This is a genomic window from Limnobacter parvus, from assembly GCF_024623725.1.
GTDB lineage: Bacteria > Pseudomonadota > Gammaproteobacteria > Burkholderiales > Burkholderiaceae_B > Limnobacter > Limnobacter parvus.
The window spans coordinates 410436-431214 of record NZ_JANKHG010000014.1 but is presented as its reverse complement, the minus strand read 5'-3'; the positions used below and the strand labels follow the sequence as shown (position 1 = coordinate 431214).

Sequence of the window (20779 nt, the reverse complement as noted above, 5' to 3'; positions counted from 1 at the left end):
GCGCTTCATGTTTTATCCGCGGCTACCTTCCCACCCATCTGAACTGTCCCAACATTGCCCATCTGTCATGCCCTTAAACTTCGTATATAGGTTGATTGCCACAACAAATCCAATCATGGGGAATGCCGCGCAACAACAGCACGAAGTCCTTATAGCTCCATCTTCTTCATTTCCCAGCCTACGTTGTATCTCACCGACTATTCCACCAAGTATGCAAGGTGCAGTAAGGCTTCCAAAGAAGATTAATCCGATCGTTGCGTCCCGCAGTGATTTGGGTCTGTCTATTGGGGTGTACCTACCACCATTTTTATTTAATTCAGCACACGGGTCGGTCTCATTACTAGCCAGCATTCGCATTGGCTGAAAATCACCGTCATGAACTGGTTGGTGTTTAAGCGCCATTATCATGGCCGCAGCAAGCGCCGTACCACACAGCACGGTTGCACCAACCTTTAAAGCCGTATTTTTTGCGGAACTTCGTTGATACTGTGCGGGTGTCAAATGCTGCGTTTCTAGGTCATTAGGGATGGAATTTAGCCTGCTTGGCATTGAAATTGGATTCATCTTTGCTCCTTTCTGACGCTCAACCCGCTACTGCTCCAGAATGAGGCGGCGGTCTATGACACAGTCCGTCTGGTTTCGCACTTGCAATGAACATTGTAATGATGCTCGTAAAAAAGAACACTGGAGCGCCCAAGATGCCCAGAAGCCCCCCACAACTAACGATTGCGTTTCTATCAGATCCAGTAGTTCGATACAGTGGTATGCAACACAATAAGGATGGAATCATGATGCCCGCTAGCGCTGTTCCGCCACTTGCGGCAAGTGTTATTTTCAGATTTCTCATGTCCCTGTTTTTGGTCTTTTGGTCATCCCTGTATGTGCCCTTAGGGCATGGCTCAAGTGTAGGTTCAGGCGTGGGGATCGGTGTCGTATTGTTGGCGCCTGGTTCCGCTTGCGGCTCAGGTATCGCAGTCGCCGTATCATTGTTGCTTTGCAACTGCCGGTTTGCTGGGTAATACGGTTGAGTGTTTTGGGTGCGAAACGCCTGCGCCAGTCCTCCAGCAATGCCAAGCGCGCAAGCGGCAAATACAGCGCGTCTCAAATACCCCCCTTTTTTGCTCCGACTTTCACTTGATGTGATCTGCGTGGTTTGTGCTTCGGTGTCTATGAAGTGTGCTGAGTGTGCCGCAGCGGCAGATATTGACGGCATGTTTAATCTCCTGATGTTGTTCAAACATCACCATCAATATCGTGCGCCTGCCAAACATGAAAAGAAGTTCCTTGCGCGTGCTTCGTTAGGGTGAACTATTTCAAGGTAATGAACCACTGAGTTTTAACCCGGTTATCAATCCCGCAATCTTCAATTTTTACGACCCAGAGAAAACGAGCCTCCGCCCAAGGCCACAATCATCAACAGACCACCCGCCACGCTGATGTTTTTCATGAACATCAATTGCTGCACATAGGCTTGTTCCGCAGGCATGGCCCAGTAATTGTGAAACAGCACAGAAGCAGCCAAAGTAAAGCCCGCCAGCAGCAACGCAGCAATTCGTGCTTGGAAGCCAACAATCAGAGCAAGGCCAGCGCCAATTTCAACTGCAATGGTTAATACGGTCAGCACTTCAGAAAAGGGCAGGCCCACCGAAGCGATGTAACCCGCTGTGCCTTCGAAGCCGCTGATCTTTTCTATTCCAGCCAGAACGAACATGGCTGCAAGCAGCACTCGTCCGATCAAGGCGATTGTGGAGGCAGAACTGTTGAAGGCGTTGTCAATGAAGTTACTGCTTGTTTGCAAATTGTGTGCTGTAGTCATTTCAATTCTCCGTATTGGGTTTGCGACTCACCGAGTCGATGAGTGAATATTGCGTGCCAATTCGACGATAATCGAGCAGTACTTTTTGGATTTCTAGTTCAAATTATTTGAATTAGATTTTTGCTGGAACGAATTTCTTATTGAATCCATGTACCTGTTTGCGCCTAGAGGAAAATCTCTAACCCCGCCTGTTCCCATATTCAAGAAGAAATAGCGTACACTCATAAAAAAACGAACGTTCGGTCTATTTTTATATGCGCAAAGGTGAACAAACCCGAGCCGCCATTTTAGAGGCGGCGCTAGAAATCGCGTCCACTCAAGGGCTCGAGGGTTTAACCATTGGCTCTATCGCTGAAAAAATGACCATGAGCAAAAGTGGCGTGTTCGCCCACTTTGGTTCGCGGGAAGAACTTCAAATTGCCGTACTTCAAGAGTACGAGACCCAATTTATTAATGCTGTGTTGTTCCCTTGTTTGAAAGAGCCTCGTGGCTTGCCGCGCTTGCGCGCAATTTTCATGCGTTGGCTGGATCGAATCGGCAAGGAAATCGACAGTGGTTGCATCTATATTTCAGGCGCGACAGAATACGATGACAGACCAGGGGCGGTTCGCGATGTCCTGGTGAAAATGCATCGCGACTGGCAAAAAGAAATGCACCGTGCCACGGCACAGGCCATCGAAGAAAATCATTTACCAGCCAATCAGGCGCATGCGGATCAACTCGTTTTCGAGATGGTTGGCCTGATTCTGGCAGCGCACCAGCAAGGCCGCCTGATGGGCGACTCCATGTCTGTGAAGCGAGCCAGCCAAGGCTTCGAACGCATGATTCAGCATTACCAGCAAACCCAATCAGAAATTCTGAGCCAGTAGTACCAGGAGACCTTAAATGAGCCAATACACGCCCCCAATCCGCGACATGCAATTCGTGTTGCATGAAATGTTCAATGCAGAATCCATCTTCAAAAGCATTCCAGCTTTTAATGAAATTGACGCCGATACCATGAACCAAATCATGGAAGAGGGTGGCAAGTTCTGTTCAGAAGTGCTTCAGCCGCTCAATGCCATTGGCGATTCGGAAGGTTGTACCCTGAACAAGGCCGACCATTCCCTGAAAACACCCACAGGTTTTAAAGAGGCCTATCAGCAGTTTGTGGAAGCCGGCTGGGCGTCGCTAAGCTGCGACCCCAACTACGGTGGCCAAGGCCTACCAGTGACGGTCAATCAGGCTTTTTACGAAATGATGAACAGCGCCAACCAGGCCTGGACCATGTACCCCGGCCTGACCCACGGCGCTTACGATTGCCTGCACGAACACGGCAGCCAGGAACAGAAAGACCTCTACCTTCCCAAGCTGACCAGCGGCGAGTGGACCGGCACCATGTGCCTGACCGAACCCCATTGCGGTACTGATTTGGGCATGTTGCGCAGCAAGGCAGAGCCACAGGCCGATGGCAGCTACAAAATTACCGGCGCGAAAATTTTCATCAGCAGTGGTGAACACGACATGGCCGAAAACATCATTCACCTGGTGTTGGCCCGCCTGCCCGACGCACCCGTTGGCACCAAGGGTATTTCCCTGTTCCTGGTTCCAAAGTTCATTCCCAATGCCGATGGTTCACTGGGCGCGCGCAACCCGATTTTCTGCGGTGCAATTGAACACAAAATGGGCATTCACGGCAATGCAACTTGCCAAATCAACCTGGACGGCGCAAGCGGCTGGCTGATTGGTCAACCCCACCGAGGTTTGGCGGCCATGTTTGTGATGATGAACGCAGCCCGTTTGGGCGTGGGCATGCAGTCACTGGGTCTGACAGAGGTGGCGTATCAAAACGCAGTGGTGTACGCCAAAGACCGAATTCAGGGCCGTTCACTGACAGGCCCAAAGTCAGCAGACAAACCTGCTGATTCCATTCTGGTTCACCCCGATGTGCGCAAAATGTTGCTGACCACCCGTGCGTATGCCGAAGGTGGCCGCGCACTGTGCATGTGGACCGCGCTGGAACTGGACAAAGAATTGAGCCACCCCGATGAAGCAGTTCGCAAGGAAGCTTCAGAAATGGTTGCCCTGGCCACACCGATCGTTAAGGCTTTCATTACCGACAACGCTTGGGAAGCCACTTCGCACTGCATGCAGGTGTATGGTGGTCATGGTTATATCGCTGAGTGGGGTATGGAACAGTACGTTCGCGACAGCCGTATTAACATGATCTACGAAGGCACCAACACCATTCAGTCACTCGACCTGTTGGGTCGCAAAGTGCTGGGCGACGGTGGTGCCAAGTTAATGAAGTTCGGCAAAATGGTGCGTGTATTGTGTGAAGCAGAAGCCAACAACCCGGCCATGAAAGAGTTCATTGAACCCTTGGCTGATTTGGGCGACAAGGTCAGCAAGCTGACTATGGAAATTGGTGGCAAGGCCATGCAGAACCCCGATGAAGTGGGCGCTGCTGCCGTGGATTACCTGCGTGTAGTGGGCCACTTGTTCTATGCCTACTTCTTCGCGAAAGCTGCAAAAATCGCGCTGGAAAAACAAGCCAGCGGCGACAAGTTCTACACCGCCAAGCTGCACACAGCCCGCTTCTACTTCCAGAAAATGCTGCCTGAAACTGCCATGCTGATTCGCAAGGCACGCGCGGGTTCAGCCACTTTGATGGAAATGGAAGCAGACCTGTTCTAAGAAATCCGTTCTGTAGTACCCCGCGGCCCAACAGCGGCTGCGGGCGTTGAAACCAATTAACCTGAAGGAGACACGCGTGTCCAATTTCATCGTTCGCAAAGTCGCCGTGCTTGGCGCTGGCGTGATGGGTGCACAAATTGCAGCCCACTGTGCCAATGCCAAAGTGCCTGTGGTGCTGTTTGATCTGCCCGCCAAAGAAGGCCCCAAGAATGGCATCGTCGACAAAGCCATTCTGAACCTGACCAAGCTGAAACCCGCACCGTTTGGCGCGAAAGACGTTGCACAATACGTGCAAGCCGCCAACTACGAAGAGCACCTTGAACTGCTGCAAGGCTGCGACCTGGTGATTGAGGCCATTGCCGAACGCATGGACTGGAAACACGACTTGTACAAAAAAGTGGCACCGCACATCAATGCGAATGCAATTTTTGCGACCAACACTTCAGGCTTGTCGATCGCCAAGCTCAGCGAAGGGTTTGAATCTGAATTGAAAAGCCGCTTCTGTGGTGTTCACTTCTTCAATCCACCGCGCTACATGCACCTGTGCGAACTGATTCCGCTGCCGACCACACGCCAGGACATCTTGGACAATCTGGAAACCTTCCTGACCACCACCTTGGGCAAAGGCATTATTACCGCCAAAGACACGCCCAACTTCGTGGCCAACCGCGTGGGTGTCGCCGGCATGCTGGCCACCATGGCTGAAGCGCAAAAGTACGGCATTCCATTCGACATCGTTGACCAGCTGACCGGTTCCAAACTGGGCCGTGCAAAATCAGCCACATTCCGCACCGCCGATGTGGTGGGTCTGGACACCATGGGTCACGTGATTGCAACCATGCAAAACACCTTGCCCAACGATCCGTTTGCACCCAGCTATGCAACACCGGCCGTGTTGAAAACACTGGTAGAAAAAGGCGCCTTGGGTCAGAAAACCAAAGGTGGCTTTTTCAAGAAAGAAGGCAAGCAGATCATGGTGTTCGATGCGAACTCCAGCAGCTACGTGCCCTCCGAAGGCAAAGCCGATGAAGGCGTTTTGAAAATTCTGAAGAATCGCAACGTGGCTGAACGCATGGCCGCGCTGCGCGCTTCCGATCATCCGCAAGCCAAATTCCTGTGGGCGATTTTCCGTGACGCATTCCACTACATTGCATTCCATTTGAACGAGATTGCAGACACTGCACGTGAAGTTGATTTCAGTTTGCGCTGGGGTTACGGCTGGACAGAAGGTCCATTTGAAACCTGGCAAGCCGCAGGTTGGAAGCAGGTTGCCGAGTGGGTGAAAGCCGACATCGAAGCAGGCGAGGCCCTGTGCAATGCACCGCTGCCCGCCTGGGTATTTGAAGGTCCTGTGGCCGACAACGGCGGCGTGTACAGCACAGCGGGCGCATTCGGCCCAGCGACCAACGCATTCGTGCCACGCAAAGATTTGCCGGTGTACCAGCGCCAGATTTTCCGCGCCAAAGTATTGGGCGAAACAACCGTGACGGGCCACAACGGTGGCACCACCATCAAAGAAAACGATGCAGTTCGAATCTGGACTGCACCGGGCCATGATGACGTTCTTGTTTTGTCCATCAAAACCAAAATGCATGCGATTGGTCCCGATGTGATCACTGGCACCCACGAAGCCATTGCCCTGGCCGAGAAAAGCTACAAAGGCTTGGTGCTGTGGAGCCCCGATGAGCCTTTCAGTGCAGGTGCTGATTTGCAAGCCATGTTGCCTGCATTCATGCAAGGCGGTGGCAAGGCCATCGAACCCATGGTTGCAGAATTCCAGAAAGGCACAGCTGCATTGAAATACGCACAAGTTCCCACCGTGGCCGCCGTAACTGGCTTGGCTTTGGGTGGTGGTTGTGAATTTGCAATTCACTGTGCTGCGCGTGTTGCAACCCTGGAAAGCTATATGGGCTTGGTGGAAGTGGGCGTGGGTCTGATTCCTGGCGGCGGTGGCTTGAAAGAAATCGCTGTCAATGCTGGCCTGGCTGCTCAAAAAGCGGGTTCAGCCGATGTATTGGCTTTTCTAAAAGACGGCTTCATGACCGCTGCTACCGCCAAGGTGGGCACATCGGCCATGGAATGTCGCGAGCTGGGCTTCATCAAGGAATCCGACACCATTGTCTTCAACAGCCATGAACTGCTGTATGTCGCCATTTCACGCGCTCGCGCCATGTTCGATGGCGGCTATCGCCCACCCCACAAAATCAAGGGTGTGCCCGCTGCTGGAAAATCTGGCTACGCCACAATCAAGGCGCAGTTGGTGAACATGCGCGACGGTGGTTTCATTTCTGCTTATGACTTCCATTTGGGTTGCGTAATCGCCGAAGTGGTGTGCGGTGGCGAAATTGATACTGGCTCTTTGGTGGATGAAGAGTGGTTCCTGAATCTGGAACGCAAGCACTTCGTGAAGTTGCTCGACAACCCCAAAACACAAGAACGAATCATGGGCATGCTGCAAACCGGCAAACCTGTTCGTAACTAATAAAGGAGAGCAAACATGGCTCAAACTTGTAAAGACGTTTACATTGTCGCAGCAACGCGCACCCCAATTGGCAAGGCCCCGCGTGGCGTGTTCAAAGACACCCGCCCCGATGACCTGCTGGTGCATGCGATTGCCAGCGCCATGGCCCAGGTGCCCAATTTGGACCCTGCTTCAATCAACGATGCAATCGTGGGTTGCGCATTCCCCGAAGGCGAGCAGGGCATGAACATGGCGCGTATCGCCGTGCTGCTGGCAGGCCTGCCCAACACCGTGGGTGGCGTCACCATCAACCGCTTCTGCGCCTCGGGTATTACAGCTGTGTCGATGGCTGCAAATGCAATCGCCATGGGCGAAGCCGAAGTGATGATTGCGGCCGGCGCAGAAAGCATGAGTATGGTGCCCATGAGCGGCAACAAGCCCAGCTTCAACAACGCGATTTTCCAGAAAGACGAAAACCTGGGGATTGCCTACGGCATGGGCATGACTGCTGAAAAAGTGGCCCAGCAGTGGGGCATTAGCCGCGATGCGCAAGACGAGTTCGCACTGAACAGCCACAAAAAGGCAATTGCGGCTCAACAGGCTGGCGAGTTCAACGATGAAATCACACCGTTCACAGTTGTGAAAGCCACGCCCGATTTGTCCACTGGCGAAATCAAAACCAGCAACAAGGAAGTGACGCTGGACGAAGGTCCCCGTGCCGATTCATCCATTGAAGGCCTCACCAAACTGCGCCCTGTTTTTGCGGCCAAAGGTTCTGTAACCGCAGGTAACAGCTCACAGATGAGCGATGGCGCAGGCGCGCTGATTCTGGCTTCTGAAGAAGCAGTGAAGCGCTATAACTTGACGCCTCTGGCCAAGTGGCGCGGTTTTGCAGTGCGCGGTGTGCCACCGGAAATCATGGGCATTGGTCCCAAGGAAGCCATTCCTGCCGTGTTGAAAACCGCGGGCTTGAAAACCAGCGACATCGACTGGTTTGAGCTAAACGAAGCCTTTGCTGCGCAGTCGCTGGCCGTGATGAAAGACCTGGAACTGGACCCCGCCAAAGTGAACCCGATGGGCGGCGCAATCGCCCTGGGCCACCCGCTGGGTGCAACAGGTGCCATTCGTGCAGCCACTGTGGTGCATGCACTGCGCAGGCACAACCTGAAATACGGTATGGTGACCATGTGTATCGGCACCGGCATGGGTGCAGCAGGCATCTTCGAACGCGTGTAATTTCAGCGCGAACAAAAGCGGGTGTGGGTGCAAACCTTCACCCGTTTTTTTTGATTCACCTAACAATAAAATAAACAGGGAACACGGCAGTGGACATTCAAACAGACATCAACAGCGGGCTGATGACCATCACCATCAACCGGCCAGAACGCAAAAACTCATTTACCAATGCCATGTACACCGCGCTGGCCGATGCTTTTCGCGATGCCACGCACAGCAGTGGTGTGAAAGTGGTGTTACTGAAAGGCCATGAAGGCTGCTTTTCGGCCGGTAACGACTTGGGCGATTTTTTAAACAATCCACCCACCAGTCTTGATGCACCTGTGTTCCGTTTTCTGCGCATGATTGCCATGTTCCCCAAACCAGTTGTGGCGCAGGTTCAGGGCTTGGCCATCGGCATAGGCACCACCGTGTTGCTGCATTGCGATTTGGTGTATGCCGCCAGCACATCCAAATTTTCCATGCCCTTTGTGAAGTTGGGTCTTTGTCCTGAAGCAGCATCCAGCCTGCTTTTGCCTATTTCTGCTGGCTATCAAAAAGCGGCTGAATTGTTGCTGCTGGGCGATTTGTTCACTGCGTTGAAAGCCTACGACACCGGCATTGTTTCTGACGTGCTTGAACCCGAGCAACTCGAAGCGCATGTGCAGGCACAGGTCAAGAAGCTGCTGGATCTACCGCTTGCCAGCCTGGTGACCACCAAGCGTTTGATGAAGTCGGTGAACAAGTCTGCAATCTCAGAGAAAATGGCCGAAGAAGGTCACTTGTTCATGGCCATGATTCCACAGGCGCCCGCTCAAGAAGCATTCAAGGCTTTTGGTGAGAAACGCGCGCCCAACTTTAAACAATTCGAAGCTTGAGTATCGGCAAGCGCCCACACGCATCAATAAGCATCAACAAGTAACACCCCATAGGTTCAGTATGACTGTCGCACTCTCCGAAATTTTGTCCAATCGTCGCCTGAGTGGCGACACGGTAACGTTCCATGCCACCGATGACTGGACACAAGGCCGCACCATGTTTGGTGGTTTCCTGTCTGCTTTGGCGGTGGTGGCCATGCGCGACACCTTGGGCATCGACATGCCACTGCGTGCGCTACAAACCAACTTTGTGGGGCCAGTGCCTGCGGGCGATGTGGTGTACCGCACCCGCCTGCTGCGGCAGGGCAAAAGTGTCAGCCAGGTGCAGTGCGAAATTTACAGCGATGAAACGCTGGCCGGTTTGGTGGTGGGTGTGTTTGGTGCACCACGCGAAACCGCTTTGCCTGTGCTTACACCCCAGCACAAACCATTGCCCAAAACTGTGAATGAAGTTCCGGCCTTGCCGTTCATCCCGAAAATTACCCCCAACTTCTTGCAGCACGTTGAAATGCGCTGGGCCCTGGGCAGTATTCCCTACATGGGCACTCCGTTCTGGGAAAGTGGCATTTACATTCGAGCCATTGATAAAAACCTGAGCCCAGAAGTGCTAATTGTGATGTTGAGCGACGGCCCGCCCACGCCTTGCTTAAGTCATTTCAAAGGACCGGTTATGGCAAGCTCGGTCAGCTGGTCACTGGAACTCCCCCCATTGCCTGCCAACATCGACAGCGACGGCTGGTTCCAAATTGACATGGAAACCAAGGCCGGTGCGGATGGCTACGTGAATCAAAGCGCGAAGCTGTGGACCCCCGGTGGCGAGTTGGCTTCACTGGGTTACCAAGTGGTGGCTGTATATGGTTGAACGTAAAATTGAAAGCAAGAGTAAAAGTGCTGTGGCAATTTGCTTCCTGATCGCCTTTGTTTTCGGCGCGGTGGCAGGTACGCTTGTTGAGTCTCAAATCAATATGCTTGCCCTGCAAAAACTGGGTGTCGGCATTCCGTTTGAAACCCGTCTAAGCACCTGGATGCACGACCTCGGGAACTTCTCGCTGGTTTATGCGGTCATCTTTGGGAGCAGCTTTTTAGTATCTCAACTCGCTGCATTGCTATTAACCCGATTCACAGGCGCCTCGCTACGAACCTTCTGGTGTGCCTTTGGCGCTGCCTTGGGCCTGTGGGTGACTTTTAAAGTGGTCGACATGATTGCACCAATGCCAATTCTAATTGCCTCCACCCGCACTGCCGGTGGAATGTTCTCGATGGTTGCCAGTGCTGCGCTTTCAGGCGCTTTATTCGCGAAATTGTCCAAGCTTGGCAAAGTGGCAGCAGCGCCTGCCATGGCGATCTTGCTTGCTGCCGGTTTGGCGCTTCCATCAGCCGATGTGCAGGCGCAGTCGAACAAGCCCTACAAAGTTGAAACCTTTGCCGACGGTTTGGAAAATCCGTGGTCCATGGCCTTTTTGCCAGATGGTCGGGCACTGATTACAGAAAAGCCTGGTCGCCTGCGTATTGTGAATGCCGATGGAAAACTGCAAGCCAAGCCTGTTGGCGGTGTGCCGCAGGTTCTGTACAGCGGCCAGGCAGGGTTGTTCGATGTATTGCCCGCAACTGATTTTGCGCAAAGCCAGCAAATATTTTTAAGCTATGCCTGTGGTACGCGCAGTGCAAACCACGCCTGTGTCTCCAGCGCAAAGTTAGGCGCCAACGGTCTCGAGAATGTGAAGGAAATATTCCGTTCACAAATGGCGAAATCAGGCAGTGCGCACTATGGCGGTCGCATGGCTTGGTTGCCTGATAACACGCTGATTTTGACGCTTGGCGATGGTTACAGCTACCGTGAAGAAGCACAGAACCTGTCGAATCACCTTGGCAAGATTGTGCGCATCAATGCCGATGGTTCGGTGCCCAAAGACAATCCCTTTGTGGGCACGCAGGGCGCAAAACCAGAGATTTACAGTTATGGTCATCGCAACGTACAAGGTCTTGTTTACGACGAAGCCAACAAGCGCCTTGTGGCGCATGAACATGGTCCGCGCGGTGGCGATGAGGTGAACGTTGTCACCCCCGGGACCAATTATGGCTGGCCTAAAGCTACTTACGGCATTGATTATTCCGGTGCCACCATATCGCCTTACAAAGAATATGAGGGCACACAACAGCCCGCCATTTACTGGGTACCTTCCATTGCGCCTTCTGGCATGACTGTTTACAACGGTGACCTGTTTCCCAAGTGGAAAGGCAGCTTCCTTGTTGGCGCATTGAAAGCGCGCTCTGTAAGTCGAGTTGTGCTCAATGGCAACAAGGCCACCGAGGAAGAAGTGCTTTTTAAAGACCTGGGTGAGCGTATTCGAGACATTCGCACCGGGCCCGAAGGTGCAATCTATCTGCTAACCGACAACACAGACGGAAAAGTGCTTCGGGTTTCGCCAAAGTAAGGTGTCATCACATCGGGGGCAGTGAAGCAAGTTGCTTTTGAAAGAAATGCTGTACTGCACAATCAACTGTGCTAAGGTGGGTAGATGAAAACATCATCTTACCCAGCTTCAAGCAAACGCCTTTCCCAACAAGCCCTCGAACTATCGATCGCGACCCCGCAGGTTGTCGCGCAACGACTCACAAGAATGGCTTTTGCCGGGCCCAATATGTCGGCTCAGGACCAAAAAGAATTCAAGCAGATGAGCGACGAAAAAGTCACGGCTTTTTATCAGTCGTGGAATGCGATTTGGGTTCAAATGTTCAAGTCGCAGTTTGCCCTTGCACAAGTTATGGTGTCCACCTTCACTGCTGCCGCTGTGGCAGGCAAAAGCCCTTGTGTTACATCGGCAATTTCAGCCATGTCGAACGAGGTGAACAAGATTATGTCTGCAGGCATCGAGCCAGTGCACCGTCAAGCAGTGTCAAATGCAAGGCGTTTGTCACGCAATAGGTAATGTGTTGACCTCTGCTGACACAGGCAACCTTCCGAAAGTGGAAGGTTGCTGTGCCCTGTATTTTTAGTAAGCTCTCGCTTCCTCTAACATCAATCCCGATGAATCTACCCGCAATACACCTTCAACGCTGCTGGCGATTTGCTGCACATGCATTATCGATTCTGAATCCTTAACTTTGCCATCCAGTGAAACGACTCCGTCTAACGTGGTTACTTCAATGTCAAAACCTTTGCTAATGTCGTCTGCCAGCAATTCGGTTTTCACTTTTGCAGTAATCCAGGTGTCTGATGATGTGTCGGATGCGGCATTGCTTGTGTTATTGGGCATGGAGCCGGGGTTTGAGTTGGCTGTGTTGTTTTGAGAATTGATTATGGGTTCCTCCATTCTGGATTGATTGTCGCTAATCGCATCGTTGTTGTCGCAGGCGGACAGGCCAATTGTGACAAATCCGGCAGTCGCTAGGACAAGGGATGTTCGCAACAGCGTAGTGGCTTTCTTGATTGAGTAGGTTTTGCTTTTCACGGGGTATACCTTCCTGATAATGGCTTGTTAGAGTCTCCAAGCTTCACGGGGATTGCCTATCGGGTCTGTGCGTAAACGTACAGAACAAATTTGTCGAAGTGGGCAATCATGCGGTGATTCTTTGAATTCAAACTACAAGGGGAGAACACCGTGCCAAATTCAGACTCTTTTAATCCGCAAGATGCTGTGACCATGTTGCGCAAAGACCACCGCAATTTTGAAACCCAGCTTGCGATATACAGTGCGCTTTCAATGGTTGAACACCAAAAGAAGAAACAGTTAATCGATCAAATGTCGATTGACTTGTCCACGCACATGGAGATGGAAGAAAAAATCTTCTACCCGGAAGTTAAGGCACACATCAAGGGGTTGGTGGGCATCATGAACCAGGGAATCGTTGAACACATTCGATTGCGCTTTTTGCTCAAGCAGCTCAAGGCCATGAATGGCACTGATTTGCTATTTGATGAGCAGGTCAAGCAATTGTCCACAAGCATCGGCAAACACATTGCGAAGTCAGAATCTGACATGTTTCCCAAAGTGAATGCGTCCAAGATAAACCTTCATGGACTAGGTCAGGAAATGCAAGATCGCACCAAGTCGGGTTAGTGGCCGTTAAGAAGTTCTTGTCGGCATCACAGTCTTTCGGCTAGTCTGCCAAAAAGGGGGGGGGGCTGATGAACATTGTGTTTAAGGCGGGGAATATTATCGAGGCGCACATCGTCGCCGGCATGTTGAATGCCTGTAACATTCAAACCTACGTAGGTGGCCACTTCCTTCAAGGTGCAGTGGGCGACCTCTGCCCCACCGGTTTTGCCAATGTGTTTGTTGCGCAAGAAGATTTCGACGAAGCTTCGGCTCTGGTTGCGGAATATGAAAAAGAAGACGATAAACAATGCGAATCAGCATCAACGGAATGGCAAGTCCATTCCACTTAGGAGAAAGGTATGAGTTTATTGGTATTTCTGATTGTGGGTTTGATTGCTGGCTGGTTGGCTGGCATGTTGGTTAAAGGTGGTGGCTACGGTCTCATCGGTGACCTGGTGGTTGGCGTAATTGGTGCTTTCATTGGAGGTTTCCTGTTTTCTTCCATGGGCGTGTCCAGCGGCGGTGGCCTATTAGGCAGTATTATTGTGGCGACCATCGGTGCGATTGTGCTTTTGGTGCTGCTGCGGTTTATTAAACGGGCTTGATTATCCTACGTTAAGTCTGTTTACTCGGGGGCGCTGTTTGGCGCTATACTTCGCTCCCGAACCGCACCCTCCCAAAGGAATTCCATGGCGCTCAAATCCACAGACATGGCCAAAAACATGGCCAAAAAACTTGACGGCTCGCTAAAGTCTGAAAGTCTTCCTGACCGATTTGGTCAATCTTCCAAATCCACTTCAAGCAAACGCGAACGCGCAGCTGAAATTCCTGCCAGTAAACTGGTGCCGGTCAATTATCGCTTGCCTGCAGAGTTGGTAAACCGCTTGCGTGATCACGCGATGAATCATGACGGCGGGATCAATCAAATGGTTGCCGTGGCGTTGTCCGATTGGTTAGACACTCAATCGACAAACAAATAAAACTCCAGATTGAATATTAATTGCAGGTATTTCATGTTGCAGCCTGGTTGCGCATACTCTGTCGAGCGATTTTTTTTTCTTGAGAAATAGTTATTTATTTGATATCGATAAATTAACTAATTAAATAGAAAGATCTCTTGAATTCGAGGTTTGGTAGATTAATCGTTTCTTTATATAAATTAGTTGAGTGAGTCTTGTTTTTTAACTCGCGGTTTTTAGTGCGAATTCGGTAAAGATTCTTCGTGGCTGCGGTTTCTGCGTATATGGAAAACCACAATTGCTGCTCATTCGCCTCATGCTGATACTCCGTTCACCCACTCAGTTTTGTGTGGAAAATGCAATAAAAAGAACAGCATTCGCAATAGGCAATCCGATACCAATCGCAAGGAGAATTCCGTGAAGAAATCGATTAAATCCGTTTTGGCAGTGGCCCTGTTGGGCTTAATGGGTGCAGCGCAGGCCAATGATGCCTATCCATCCAAAGTAGTGACAATGCTGATTCCATTTGCAGCAGGTGGCCCCACCGACACAGTTGGTCGTTTGATTGCCCAGTCCATGACCAAAGAACTCGGTCAGCAAGTGATTGTTGAAAACCTGGGTGGTGCAGGTGGTACTTTGGCCGCGGCCAAGGCAGCTCGCGCAACCCCAGACGGTTACAACATTTTCTTGCACCACATTGGCCAATCTACAGCGCCTTCCCTGTATCGCAAGTTGTCCTACAATGCATCTTCCGATTTCGAAACAATCGGTTTGGTCACCGACGTTCCGATGACCATCGTTGCACGTGGCAACATGCCCGCCAAGAACATGCAGGAATTCCTGGCCTACATCAAAGCCAACAAAGACAAGGTTACTTACGCCAATGCCGGTGTGGGTTCAGCATCCCACCTGTGTGGCATGTTGTTCCAGACAGCAGTGGGCATCGACCTGATCACTGTGCCTTACAAAGGTACTGGCCCTGCGATGAATGACCTGTTGGGTGGACAAGTTGACTTCATGTGTGACCAGACCACCAACACCACCAGCCAGATCAAAGGCGGGAAAATCAAGGGCTACGCTGTAACAACCAAGAAGCCTGTGGGCTCATTGCCAGACTTGCCAACTCTGGACAAGGCTGGTCTGCCAGGTTTCGAAGTCGGTGTTTGGCACGGTTTGTACGCCCCCAAAGGTACACCCAAGCCAATCATCGACCGCTTGAACAAGGCGCTGAATGTGGCGTTGAAAGACCCATCCGTGATTGCACGTTTTGCAGAGCTGGGTACAGAACCTGTTTCAGCTGAATTGGCCACGCCAGCTGCACACCGCAAGCACCTGGATTCCGAAATTGCTCGCTGGAAGCCAATTATCGACAAAGCTGGTCAGTACGCTGATTAATCGAAAACCGAGATAAAAAATGCCAAAAGATTTAAGAGACTTTTGGGCCGGGCTGCTGTACCTGACTATCGGTGCAGCAGCTTTGTACATGGCCGCAGATTATGAAATGGGTACCGCCGTCAGCATGGGTCCCGGTTATTTCCCCAAAGTATTGAGCAGCTTATTGATTTTTATTGGCGCTGTTTCATTGATTCGGTCATTCATTGTGCATGGCGAGCCTTTGCAGGGATTTGCATTTTCGAAAATTTTGTACGTCACAATTTCGATTGTGGTGTTCGCATTGGTGGTTGAAGGCGCTGGGTTTGCAATCGCTGTGATGCTCGTATTTATTATTTCCGCGGCAGCCAGCAAATTTTTTAACTGGAAGTTCACCCTGGGTATCGCATTTGGATCTGCAATTTTCTGCAGCCTGTTGTTTGTTAAAGGTTTGGGTGTTCCGTTGCCCATCTTTGGGTCTTGGTTTGGAATGTAAACATGGAACTTCTTGCTAATTTATCCATCGGGCTTGAAACAGCATTCACGATTAATAATCTGCTGTTTTGCTTGGTTGGTGTATTTCTAGGTACCGCCATTGGTGTGTTGCCTGGCTTGGGGCCAACAGCAACCATCGCGATGTTGTTGCCCATCACTTTTGGCTTGCCACCAGTGTCTTCGCTCATCATGTTGTCCGGTATTTATTATGGTGCGCAATATGGGGGGTCAACTACGGCGATTTTGGTGAACTTGCCTGGCGAATCTTCGTCAGTGGTAACCGCCTTGGATGGTTATCAAATGGCCAAGCAGGGCAAGGCGGGCAAGGCACTTGCCACCGCTGCGATTGGGTCTTTCGTTGCAGGTACTTTTGCAACTGTCTTGCTGGCTTTGTTCGCGCCACCTTTGGCCGATATCGCACTGCAGTTCGGTGCCGCCGAATACTTTTCGCTAATGGTGGTGGGTTTGGTGGCGTCCGTGGTGCTGGCCAGCGGTTCACTTCTTCAGGCCTTCGGGATGATTGTGCTGGGTTTGCTTCTGGGCATGGCGGGCACCGATGTGAATTCCGGCCTGGAGCGTTACACATTCGAGACTCCGTACATGGCCGAGGGTATCAACTTCGTGATCCTCGCTATGGGTATGTTTGGTTTGGGCGAAATCATCAAAAATCTTGAAGAAGAACACTTGCGCTCTGCCATGGTGGCCAAAGTGCAGGGTTTGATGCCTTCCAAAGAAGATTTCAAGCGAATGGCTTGGCCAATCGTTCGGGGCACAGGCTTGGGTTCGGTTCTAGGTATTTTGCCCGGTGGCGGTGCCATGCTGGCATCATTTGCGTCTTACTCCATTGAGAAAAAAATCTCAAAGACACCTGACGCTTTTGGCAAGGGTGCCATCGAAGGCGTTGCCGGACCCGAGTCCGCAAACAATGCCGGTGCGCAAACCTCGTTCATTCCATTGCTTACCTTGGGTATTCCTTCGAATCCGGTTATGGCCTTGATGATCGGCGCCATGATTATTCAGGGTATTACACCTGGCCCAGCTGTCATGACCGAACAGCCCGCCTTGTTCTGGGGCATTATCGTGTCCATGTGGATCGGTAACCTGTTCCTGATTGTGCTGAATCTGCCATTGATCGGGATCTGGGTAAAAATGATCTCCGTGCCCTATCATTTCCTGTATCCAGCGATCCTGGTGTTCTGCTGTATCGGCGCTTTCAGTTTGTCCAACAAAGTGTTTGATATCTATTTGCTCGCAGGTTTCGGCGTGCTTGGCTACATTTTTGCAAAACTGAAGTGTGAACCAGCGCCCTTGTTGCTTGGCTTCATTCTTGGTCCAATGATGGAAGAGTATCTGCGTAGGGCGCTGCTGCTTTCACGTGGCGATGCAACAGTGTTCTTGACAAGACCCATCAGCGCAACCATGTTGGCTATTGCGGTATTGGCCCTGATCGTGGTTTTCCTGCCGTCGATTCGCAAAAAACGTGAAGAGGCATTCCAGGAAGAATAAAAGCAGCTTGGTATTCAATTTGGGCCACTGGAGCAAGCGCTTCAGTGGCCCTTTATTTTGGCGTCTCTTATTCGGTATGAATTGTGTTGCATTGTGTTGTATTATTCGGGAAGTAGCTCAGCAGCAAATGGACAGTAGGCATGGACAGTCAGTTTTCCTCCACATCGCAAAACGACACCAACTTCGGTGATAGCAAGTTAGACCCGAATCAGGTGGTTCCCCTTTACCATCAAATTTACCTGATTTTGCGTGAACGCATCATTGAGGGCCATTACGACACCAAGCCCCTTCCCGGTGAACTGGTGTTGGCCGAACAGTTCAATGTGTCACGCGTTACCATGCGCCGTGCTTTGCAAGATCTGGTCAAAGAGGGTCTGGTGGCGCGTGGCCGTGGAAAGGGTACTTTTGTAAAACCGCGCACCGAATCACGCAATTCATCGTTGGGGCAAAGTCAGTTACTGAGTGCATCGGCCATGCGCCTTCAAGCCAGTGGCGATTCCTCGGATCTGCAGTTGATCACCTCCAAGCGTATTCTTCCTCCGCCTGACATCGCAACCCTGCTGCATTTGCCAAGCGATGCCATTGTTGAAAAACTCATTAGAATTCGTCAGTTGGATGGTCAGCCCGTGGCCCATTTGACCAGCTTCATTCCTCAAGACTTGTCTGGAAGAATTTGCCGGCGCCGCTTGCGTGAATTTCCTATTCTAGTGTTGCTTGAAGAAGCAGGCGTGAAAGTGGCCAAGGCCCGCCAAACCATCTCTGCGCGATTGGCGGATGCTTCAGTGGCATATGCCTTGGGCGTGCCAGTGGGTGCACCATTGTTGGCCATTTCCCGCGTAGCGTACGATGAAAATGGCAGGCCTGTTCAGGTCTTGAAAGGTCTCTACCGGCCCGATCGATACGACTACAGAATTGAGTTGTCTCGCAAGCAGGCCAAAGGGCAAAGTTCCTGGCAGCATGTGAATGAGGTCGAGTTTGCGTTTGAAATGCATCAACAAGACATGACTCATTTCTAACGCATAGCCAGTTATTTCAAAGGTTCGACCGGGCGGGAATTGCGGTTCTCGTCCACGGCCACATAGGTGATATAAGCCTCTGTCACCTTGGCCACATCATCAGGCTTCAATCGACGTTGGGCAAACACTTCCACATAAATTTGCATGGAAGTTCGACCCACCTTCACCACCTCAGCATAAAAGCTGCACAGGTCGCCCACAAATACGGGTTCTTTGAAAACAAATTCGTTGACCGCCACAGTGACAATCCGGCCTTTCGCATGGGCTGTGGCAGGTACCGAACCCGCCAGGTCAACCTGCGCCATAATCCAGCCGCCAAACACGTCGCCCGATGCGTTGGAGTCGCGTGGCATGGGGATCACTCGAATGACAGGTTCGCGGTCAACAGGCAAAAGTATAGGTTTTGTGGTGGTCATGGATTAGTGAGGATTTTATTGTTTGAAACCCGATTGTAACGCTGACCCTCTAGAGTCCGCATTTCATTCTAGATACCTGCCACCAATGCTCAGGCTTGAAAAGGGCGATAATGGCAAATCAACGGACACACAAAGCGAGGTCGTTATGGCGGTAGGTTGGGTTGCAGTCTTGCAAATGGTACCTTGGGGCGAGGTGATTAAAAATGCGCCCAAAGTGGCTGACGGTGCGGTCAAGTTGTGGAACTCTGTTTCAAAAAAGAAATCGTTGGATGGCGCTGGCAACGAAATAAGTGGCGTTGTTTTGCCTGGTGATGGCAATGTGTTCGGCCAGTTCGAGCATCAATTGCAGGAGGCTCAAGCCCGCATTGATGACTTACAAACACAGGTGGTTCAGTCCGCCGAAGTGATCAAAGAACTGGCCAGTCAAAACGCTCAATTGGTCGCGCAAATCGAAGCCAATCGCAAGGCGGTCACCGTGCTGGGTGTCGTGGTTGCTTTGCTTGTGATCGGAGCAATCGTTCAGGCTGTGGTGTTGTTTAATGCCTGAGGCGTTTGCATGCCGACATATGCTTCTTTGCTTAGGGTGCATTTCAGCAATTTCAAATCGGGATATGTCGTCACCGTTTGAAACCCGAATTTATGGTGCAGCCTTTCCGCAATCTTGTTGTTTTCAGACCGAAATAGGTTGATTGTGTGTGTTCTTTTGAACGCTTGTTCAAGGCTGAACTGCATGATGGCTGCACTCAGGCCTTGCCCTCGGTACGCGGGGTGAACAATGTTTCTGGCAAGTACCCAACCCTCGGAATTGAAGTGAAGTTCAAAGTAGGCGGCTGCCACGCCTTCGGCGTAGAGCGTGTGGCATTCAACCGGTTTCATCACATTGCCGAAGCTGATGAAATGATGCCCCAGCGGAAATTCGTTGCTGCACCAGAATTGATGTTCCTGTTCATTCTGCACCCAGGCCGTAACCCTGCGCAGGCGGCGCAAAATTCCAACATCTGTGGCATCTATCCTGAATTCAAGCCGTTCGTAGGTCATGCTCACTTTGCAACAGTAATTTTCATTGAGTTGTTTCAGTGAGCATGAAGGTTCCGATCAAGCTTCGTTCAGCTTTTTTTACCGCCGTGTTCGTCATCCAGCGCGTCTTTGGCCATTTTGTCGATCACAGCCGGTACAAACGGTTTCAGCTTTAAGCCCAAACGACCTTTGGCGGTCATCACCCATTCACGCTTGCGCTCGGTCATGGCGTCCACAATTTCATTCACACACTGTTCAACAGTCATTGCGCCTTTTTCGCGTAGTCCGGAAAAACCAGCCCGCTCCCCGTTGGGGTTCAATCCGTTGCGGCGAATTTCGGTATCCACCACACCAGGGAAGATGGCGCACACATCCACACCCGTGCCCATCAGTTCAATGCGCAAGGCTTCCATAAAACCGCTCATCGCGAATTTGCTGGTGCAGTAGGTGGTGCGTGCAGGCACACCGGTTTTGCCTGCCAGGCTGGAAACCCCAACGATCAATCCTTTTGCTTTTTTGATGTGGGGCAGCGCCTTGTGGGTAATCCAGACCATGCTCATCACGTTCACGCGGAACAGGCGCTCGAAAGTGCCCAGGTCGGTGATGTCTTCAAACCAGGCGTGCATTGAAACGCCAGCGTTGTTGACAATCATGTCGATGCCACCGAAGGCTTTTACCGATTCCTCAACCAGGTTTTCGCATTGCGCTTGGTCCATTACGTCGCAGGCTACGCAATGGGCCTTGCCGCCCGCAGCTTCCACTTGTTTGGCCACTTCCTGCAGTTTTTCAATGCGGCGTGCAGCTAGCACCAATTTGTTACCGGGTGCCAGCTTAATGGCCAATGCTGCGCCAATCCCTTCGGATGAACCCGTGATTACAATCACTTTATTTTGAATACTTGTCATTTGCTTTT

Annotated in this window: 23 protein-coding genes; 17 read left to right on the top strand and 6 right to left on the bottom strand. The window is 51.4% G+C overall.

All coding sequences use genetic code 11. The features are described 5' to 3' along the window. Positions 1–12 precede the first annotated feature (12 nt). Both NSP04_RS04400 and NSP04_RS04395 read right to left on the bottom strand, forming a co-directional pair. Positions 13–564 carry a hypothetical protein gene (locus NSP04_RS04400; RefSeq protein WP_257511110.1) on the bottom strand — a complete coding sequence of 184 codons (552 nt, stop codon included), beginning with the start codon at positions 562–564 and terminating at the stop codon, positions 13–15. 799 nt (positions 565–1363) lie between these two features. Beyond that, positions 1364–1816 carry a DoxX family protein gene (locus tag NSP04_RS04395; protein ID WP_257511109.1) on the bottom strand — a complete coding sequence of 151 codons (453 nt, stop codon included), beginning with the start codon at positions 1814–1816 and terminating at the stop codon, positions 1364–1366. A 254-nt stretch (positions 1817–2070) separates the two neighbouring features. Here NSP04_RS04395 and NSP04_RS04390 point away from each other — a divergent pair, with 254 nt between their 5' ends. From NSP04_RS04390 to NSP04_RS04355, 8 genes are all read left to right on the top strand, one after another. Further along, positions 2071–2685: a TetR/AcrR family transcriptional regulator gene (locus NSP04_RS04390; RefSeq protein WP_257511108.1), complete on the top strand. Its 615-nt coding sequence runs from the start codon at positions 2071–2073 to the stop codon at positions 2683–2685. Between the two features lie 16 nt (positions 2686–2701). Continuing rightward, positions 2702–4492: an acyl-CoA dehydrogenase C-terminal domain-containing protein gene (locus NSP04_RS04385; RefSeq protein WP_257511107.1), complete on the top strand. Its 1791-nt coding sequence runs from the start codon at positions 2702–2704 to the stop codon at positions 4490–4492. Positions 4493–4568: 76 nt separating this feature from the next. Continuing rightward, positions 4569–6974, top strand: a complete 2406-nt coding sequence (locus tag NSP04_RS04380) for a 3-hydroxyacyl-CoA dehydrogenase/enoyl-CoA hydratase family protein (protein ID WP_257511106.1) — start codon at positions 4569–4571, stop codon at positions 6972–6974. A 15-nt stretch (positions 6975–6989) separates the two neighbouring features. Further along, positions 6990–8189: an acetyl-CoA C-acyltransferase gene (locus tag NSP04_RS04375; protein ID WP_257511105.1), complete on the top strand. Its 1200-nt coding sequence runs from the start codon at positions 6990–6992 to the stop codon at positions 8187–8189. Between the two features lie 89 nt (positions 8190–8278). After that, positions 8279–9046 (top strand): enoyl-CoA hydratase, encoded by a 768-nt coding sequence (locus NSP04_RS04370; protein ID WP_257511104.1) that lies wholly within the window; start codon positions 8279–8281, stop codon positions 9044–9046. Between the two features lie 61 nt (positions 9047–9107). Further along, entirely contained in the window at positions 9108–9908 is an 801-nt protein-coding gene (locus tag NSP04_RS04365; protein ID WP_257511103.1) for an acyl-CoA thioesterase, read from the top strand. Further along, positions 9901–11481 carry a PQQ-dependent sugar dehydrogenase gene (locus NSP04_RS04360; protein ID WP_257511102.1) on the top strand — a complete coding sequence of 527 codons (1581 nt, stop codon included), beginning with the start codon at positions 9901–9903 and terminating at the stop codon, positions 11479–11481. The genes NSP04_RS04365 and NSP04_RS04360 overlap by 8 nt, the downstream gene beginning before the upstream one ends. 84 nt (positions 11482–11565) lie before the next feature. Beyond that, positions 11566–11976: a polyhydroxyalkanoate granule-associated phasin gene (locus NSP04_RS04355; protein ID WP_257511101.1), complete on the top strand. Its 411-nt coding sequence runs from the start codon at positions 11566–11568 to the stop codon at positions 11974–11976. 63 nt (positions 11977–12039) lie between these two features. Here NSP04_RS04355 and NSP04_RS15020 read toward each other — a convergent pair whose 3' ends face one another. Then, the gene (locus tag NSP04_RS15020; RefSeq protein ID WP_257511100.1) at positions 12040–12498 is read right to left on the bottom strand and encodes a BON domain-containing protein; all 459 of its coding nucleotides are present in this window, start codon (positions 12496–12498) and stop codon (positions 12040–12042) included. A gap of 150 nt (positions 12499–12648) precedes the next feature. On the opposite strand from NSP04_RS15020, the gene NSP04_RS04345 reads away from it, so the two are divergent. The 8 genes from NSP04_RS04345 to NSP04_RS04310 all read left to right on the top strand — a co-directional run bounded on the left by NSP04_RS04345 (position 12649) and on the right by NSP04_RS04310 (position 18433). Then, entirely contained in the window at positions 12649–13107 is a 459-nt protein-coding gene (locus NSP04_RS04345; protein ID WP_257511099.1) for a hemerythrin domain-containing protein, read from the top strand. Between the two features lie 68 nt (positions 13108–13175). Next, a complete protein-coding gene (locus tag NSP04_RS04340) occupies positions 13176–13436 on the top strand; it encodes a putative signal transducing protein (RefSeq protein ID WP_257511098.1) in 261 nt (86 codons plus the stop codon). Between the two features lie 9 nt (positions 13437–13445). After that, the gene (locus NSP04_RS04335) at positions 13446–13691 is read left to right on the top strand and encodes a GlsB/YeaQ/YmgE family stress response membrane protein (protein WP_257511097.1); all 246 of its coding nucleotides are present in this window, start codon (positions 13446–13448) and stop codon (positions 13689–13691) included. Between the two features lie 84 nt (positions 13692–13775). Further along, on the top strand, positions 13776–14066 hold the full coding sequence (locus tag NSP04_RS04330; RefSeq protein ID WP_257511096.1) for a hypothetical protein: 291 nt from the start codon (positions 13776–13778) through the stop codon (positions 14064–14066). Positions 14067–14510: 444 nt separating this feature from the next. Further along, complete coding sequence (locus NSP04_RS04325) at positions 14511–15440, top strand: tripartite tricarboxylate transporter substrate binding protein BugD (protein ID WP_257511222.1); 930 nt, start codon at positions 14511–14513, stop codon at positions 15438–15440. A 19-nt stretch (positions 15441–15459) separates the two neighbouring features. Then, positions 15460–15912, top strand: a complete 453-nt coding sequence (locus NSP04_RS04320; RefSeq protein WP_257511095.1) for a tripartite tricarboxylate transporter TctB family protein — start codon at positions 15460–15462, stop codon at positions 15910–15912. Between the two features lie 2 nt (positions 15913–15914). Next, the gene (locus NSP04_RS04315) at positions 15915–17417 is read left to right on the top strand and encodes a tripartite tricarboxylate transporter permease (protein WP_257511094.1); all 1503 of its coding nucleotides are present in this window, start codon (positions 15915–15917) and stop codon (positions 17415–17417) included. A gap of 140 nt (positions 17418–17557) precedes the next feature. Then, positions 17558–18433, top strand: a complete 876-nt coding sequence (locus NSP04_RS04310) for a GntR family transcriptional regulator (RefSeq protein WP_257511093.1) — start codon at positions 17558–17560, stop codon at positions 18431–18433. Positions 18434–18444: 11 nt separating this feature from the next. On the opposite strand, the gene NSP04_RS04305 is transcribed toward NSP04_RS04310, so the two are convergent. Beyond that, positions 18445–18849: an acyl-CoA thioesterase gene (locus NSP04_RS04305; protein ID WP_257511092.1), complete on the bottom strand. Its 405-nt coding sequence runs from the start codon at positions 18847–18849 to the stop codon at positions 18445–18447. 145 nt (positions 18850–18994) lie between these two features. On the opposite strand from NSP04_RS04305, the gene NSP04_RS04300 reads away from it, so the two are divergent. Continuing rightward, positions 18995–19396, top strand: a complete 402-nt coding sequence (locus NSP04_RS04300) for a hypothetical protein (protein ID WP_257511091.1) — start codon at positions 18995–18997, stop codon at positions 19394–19396. Here NSP04_RS04300 and NSP04_RS04295 read toward each other — a convergent pair. Further along, positions 19369–19887 (bottom strand): GNAT family N-acetyltransferase, encoded by a 519-nt coding sequence (locus NSP04_RS04295; RefSeq protein WP_257511090.1) that lies wholly within the window; start codon positions 19885–19887, stop codon positions 19369–19371. The genes NSP04_RS04300 and NSP04_RS04295 overlap by 28 nt on opposite strands. A gap of 68 nt (positions 19888–19955) precedes the next feature. Then, entirely contained in the window at positions 19956–20771 is an 816-nt protein-coding gene (locus NSP04_RS04290; RefSeq protein WP_257511089.1) for an SDR family oxidoreductase, read from the bottom strand. Between the last annotated feature and the right edge of the window lie 8 nt (positions 20772–20779).

Coding starts and splice junctions, on each gene's coding strand:
- NSP04_RS04400 (WP_257511110.1), bottom strand. CDS start 564: ATGAATCCAATTTCAATGCCAAGCAGGCTAAATTCCATCCCTAATGAC.
- NSP04_RS04395 (WP_257511109.1), bottom strand. CDS start 1,816: ATGACTACAGCACACAATTTGCAAACAAGCAGTAACTTCATTGACAAC.
- NSP04_RS04390 (WP_257511108.1), top strand. CDS start 2,071: ATGCGCAAAGGTGAACAAACCCGAGCCGCCATTTTAGAGGCGGCGCTA.
- NSP04_RS04385 (WP_257511107.1), top strand. CDS start 2,702: ATGAGCCAATACACGCCCCCAATCCGCGACATGCAATTCGTGTTGCAT.
- NSP04_RS04375 (WP_257511105.1), top strand. CDS start 6,990: ATGGCTCAAACTTGTAAAGACGTTTACATTGTCGCAGCAACGCGCACC.
- NSP04_RS04365 (WP_257511103.1), top strand. CDS start 9,108: ATGACTGTCGCACTCTCCGAAATTTTGTCCAATCGTCGCCTGAGTGGC.
- NSP04_RS04360 (WP_257511102.1), top strand. CDS start 9,901: ATGGTTGAACGTAAAATTGAAAGCAAGAGTAAAAGTGCTGTGGCAATT.
- NSP04_RS04355 (WP_257511101.1), top strand. CDS start 11,566: ATGAAAACATCATCTTACCCAGCTTCAAGCAAACGCCTTTCCCAACAA.
- NSP04_RS04340 (WP_257511098.1), top strand. CDS start 13,176: ATGAACATTGTGTTTAAGGCGGGGAATATTATCGAGGCGCACATCGTC.
- NSP04_RS04335 (WP_257511097.1), top strand. CDS start 13,446: ATGAGTTTATTGGTATTTCTGATTGTGGGTTTGATTGCTGGCTGGTTG.
- NSP04_RS04330 (WP_257511096.1), top strand. CDS start 13,776: ATGGCGCTCAAATCCACAGACATGGCCAAAAACATGGCCAAAAAACTT.
- NSP04_RS04325 (WP_257511222.1), top strand. CDS start 14,511: ATGGGTGCAGCGCAGGCCAATGATGCCTATCCATCCAAAGTAGTGACA.
- NSP04_RS04320 (WP_257511095.1), top strand. CDS start 15,460: ATGCCAAAAGATTTAAGAGACTTTTGGGCCGGGCTGCTGTACCTGACT.
- NSP04_RS04315 (WP_257511094.1), top strand. CDS start 15,915: ATGGAACTTCTTGCTAATTTATCCATCGGGCTTGAAACAGCATTCACG.
- NSP04_RS04310 (WP_257511093.1), top strand. CDS start 17,558: ATGGACAGTCAGTTTTCCTCCACATCGCAAAACGACACCAACTTCGGT.
- NSP04_RS04305 (WP_257511092.1), bottom strand. CDS start 18,849: ATGACCACCACAAAACCTATACTTTTGCCTGTTGACCGCGAACCTGTC.
- NSP04_RS04300 (WP_257511091.1), top strand. CDS start 18,995: ATGGCGGTAGGTTGGGTTGCAGTCTTGCAAATGGTACCTTGGGGCGAG.
- NSP04_RS04295 (WP_257511090.1), bottom strand. CDS start 19,887: ATGACCTACGAACGGCTTGAATTCAGGATAGATGCCACAGATGTTGGA.
- NSP04_RS04290 (WP_257511089.1), bottom strand. CDS start 20,771: ATGACAAGTATTCAAAATAAAGTGATTGTAATCACGGGTTCATCCGAA.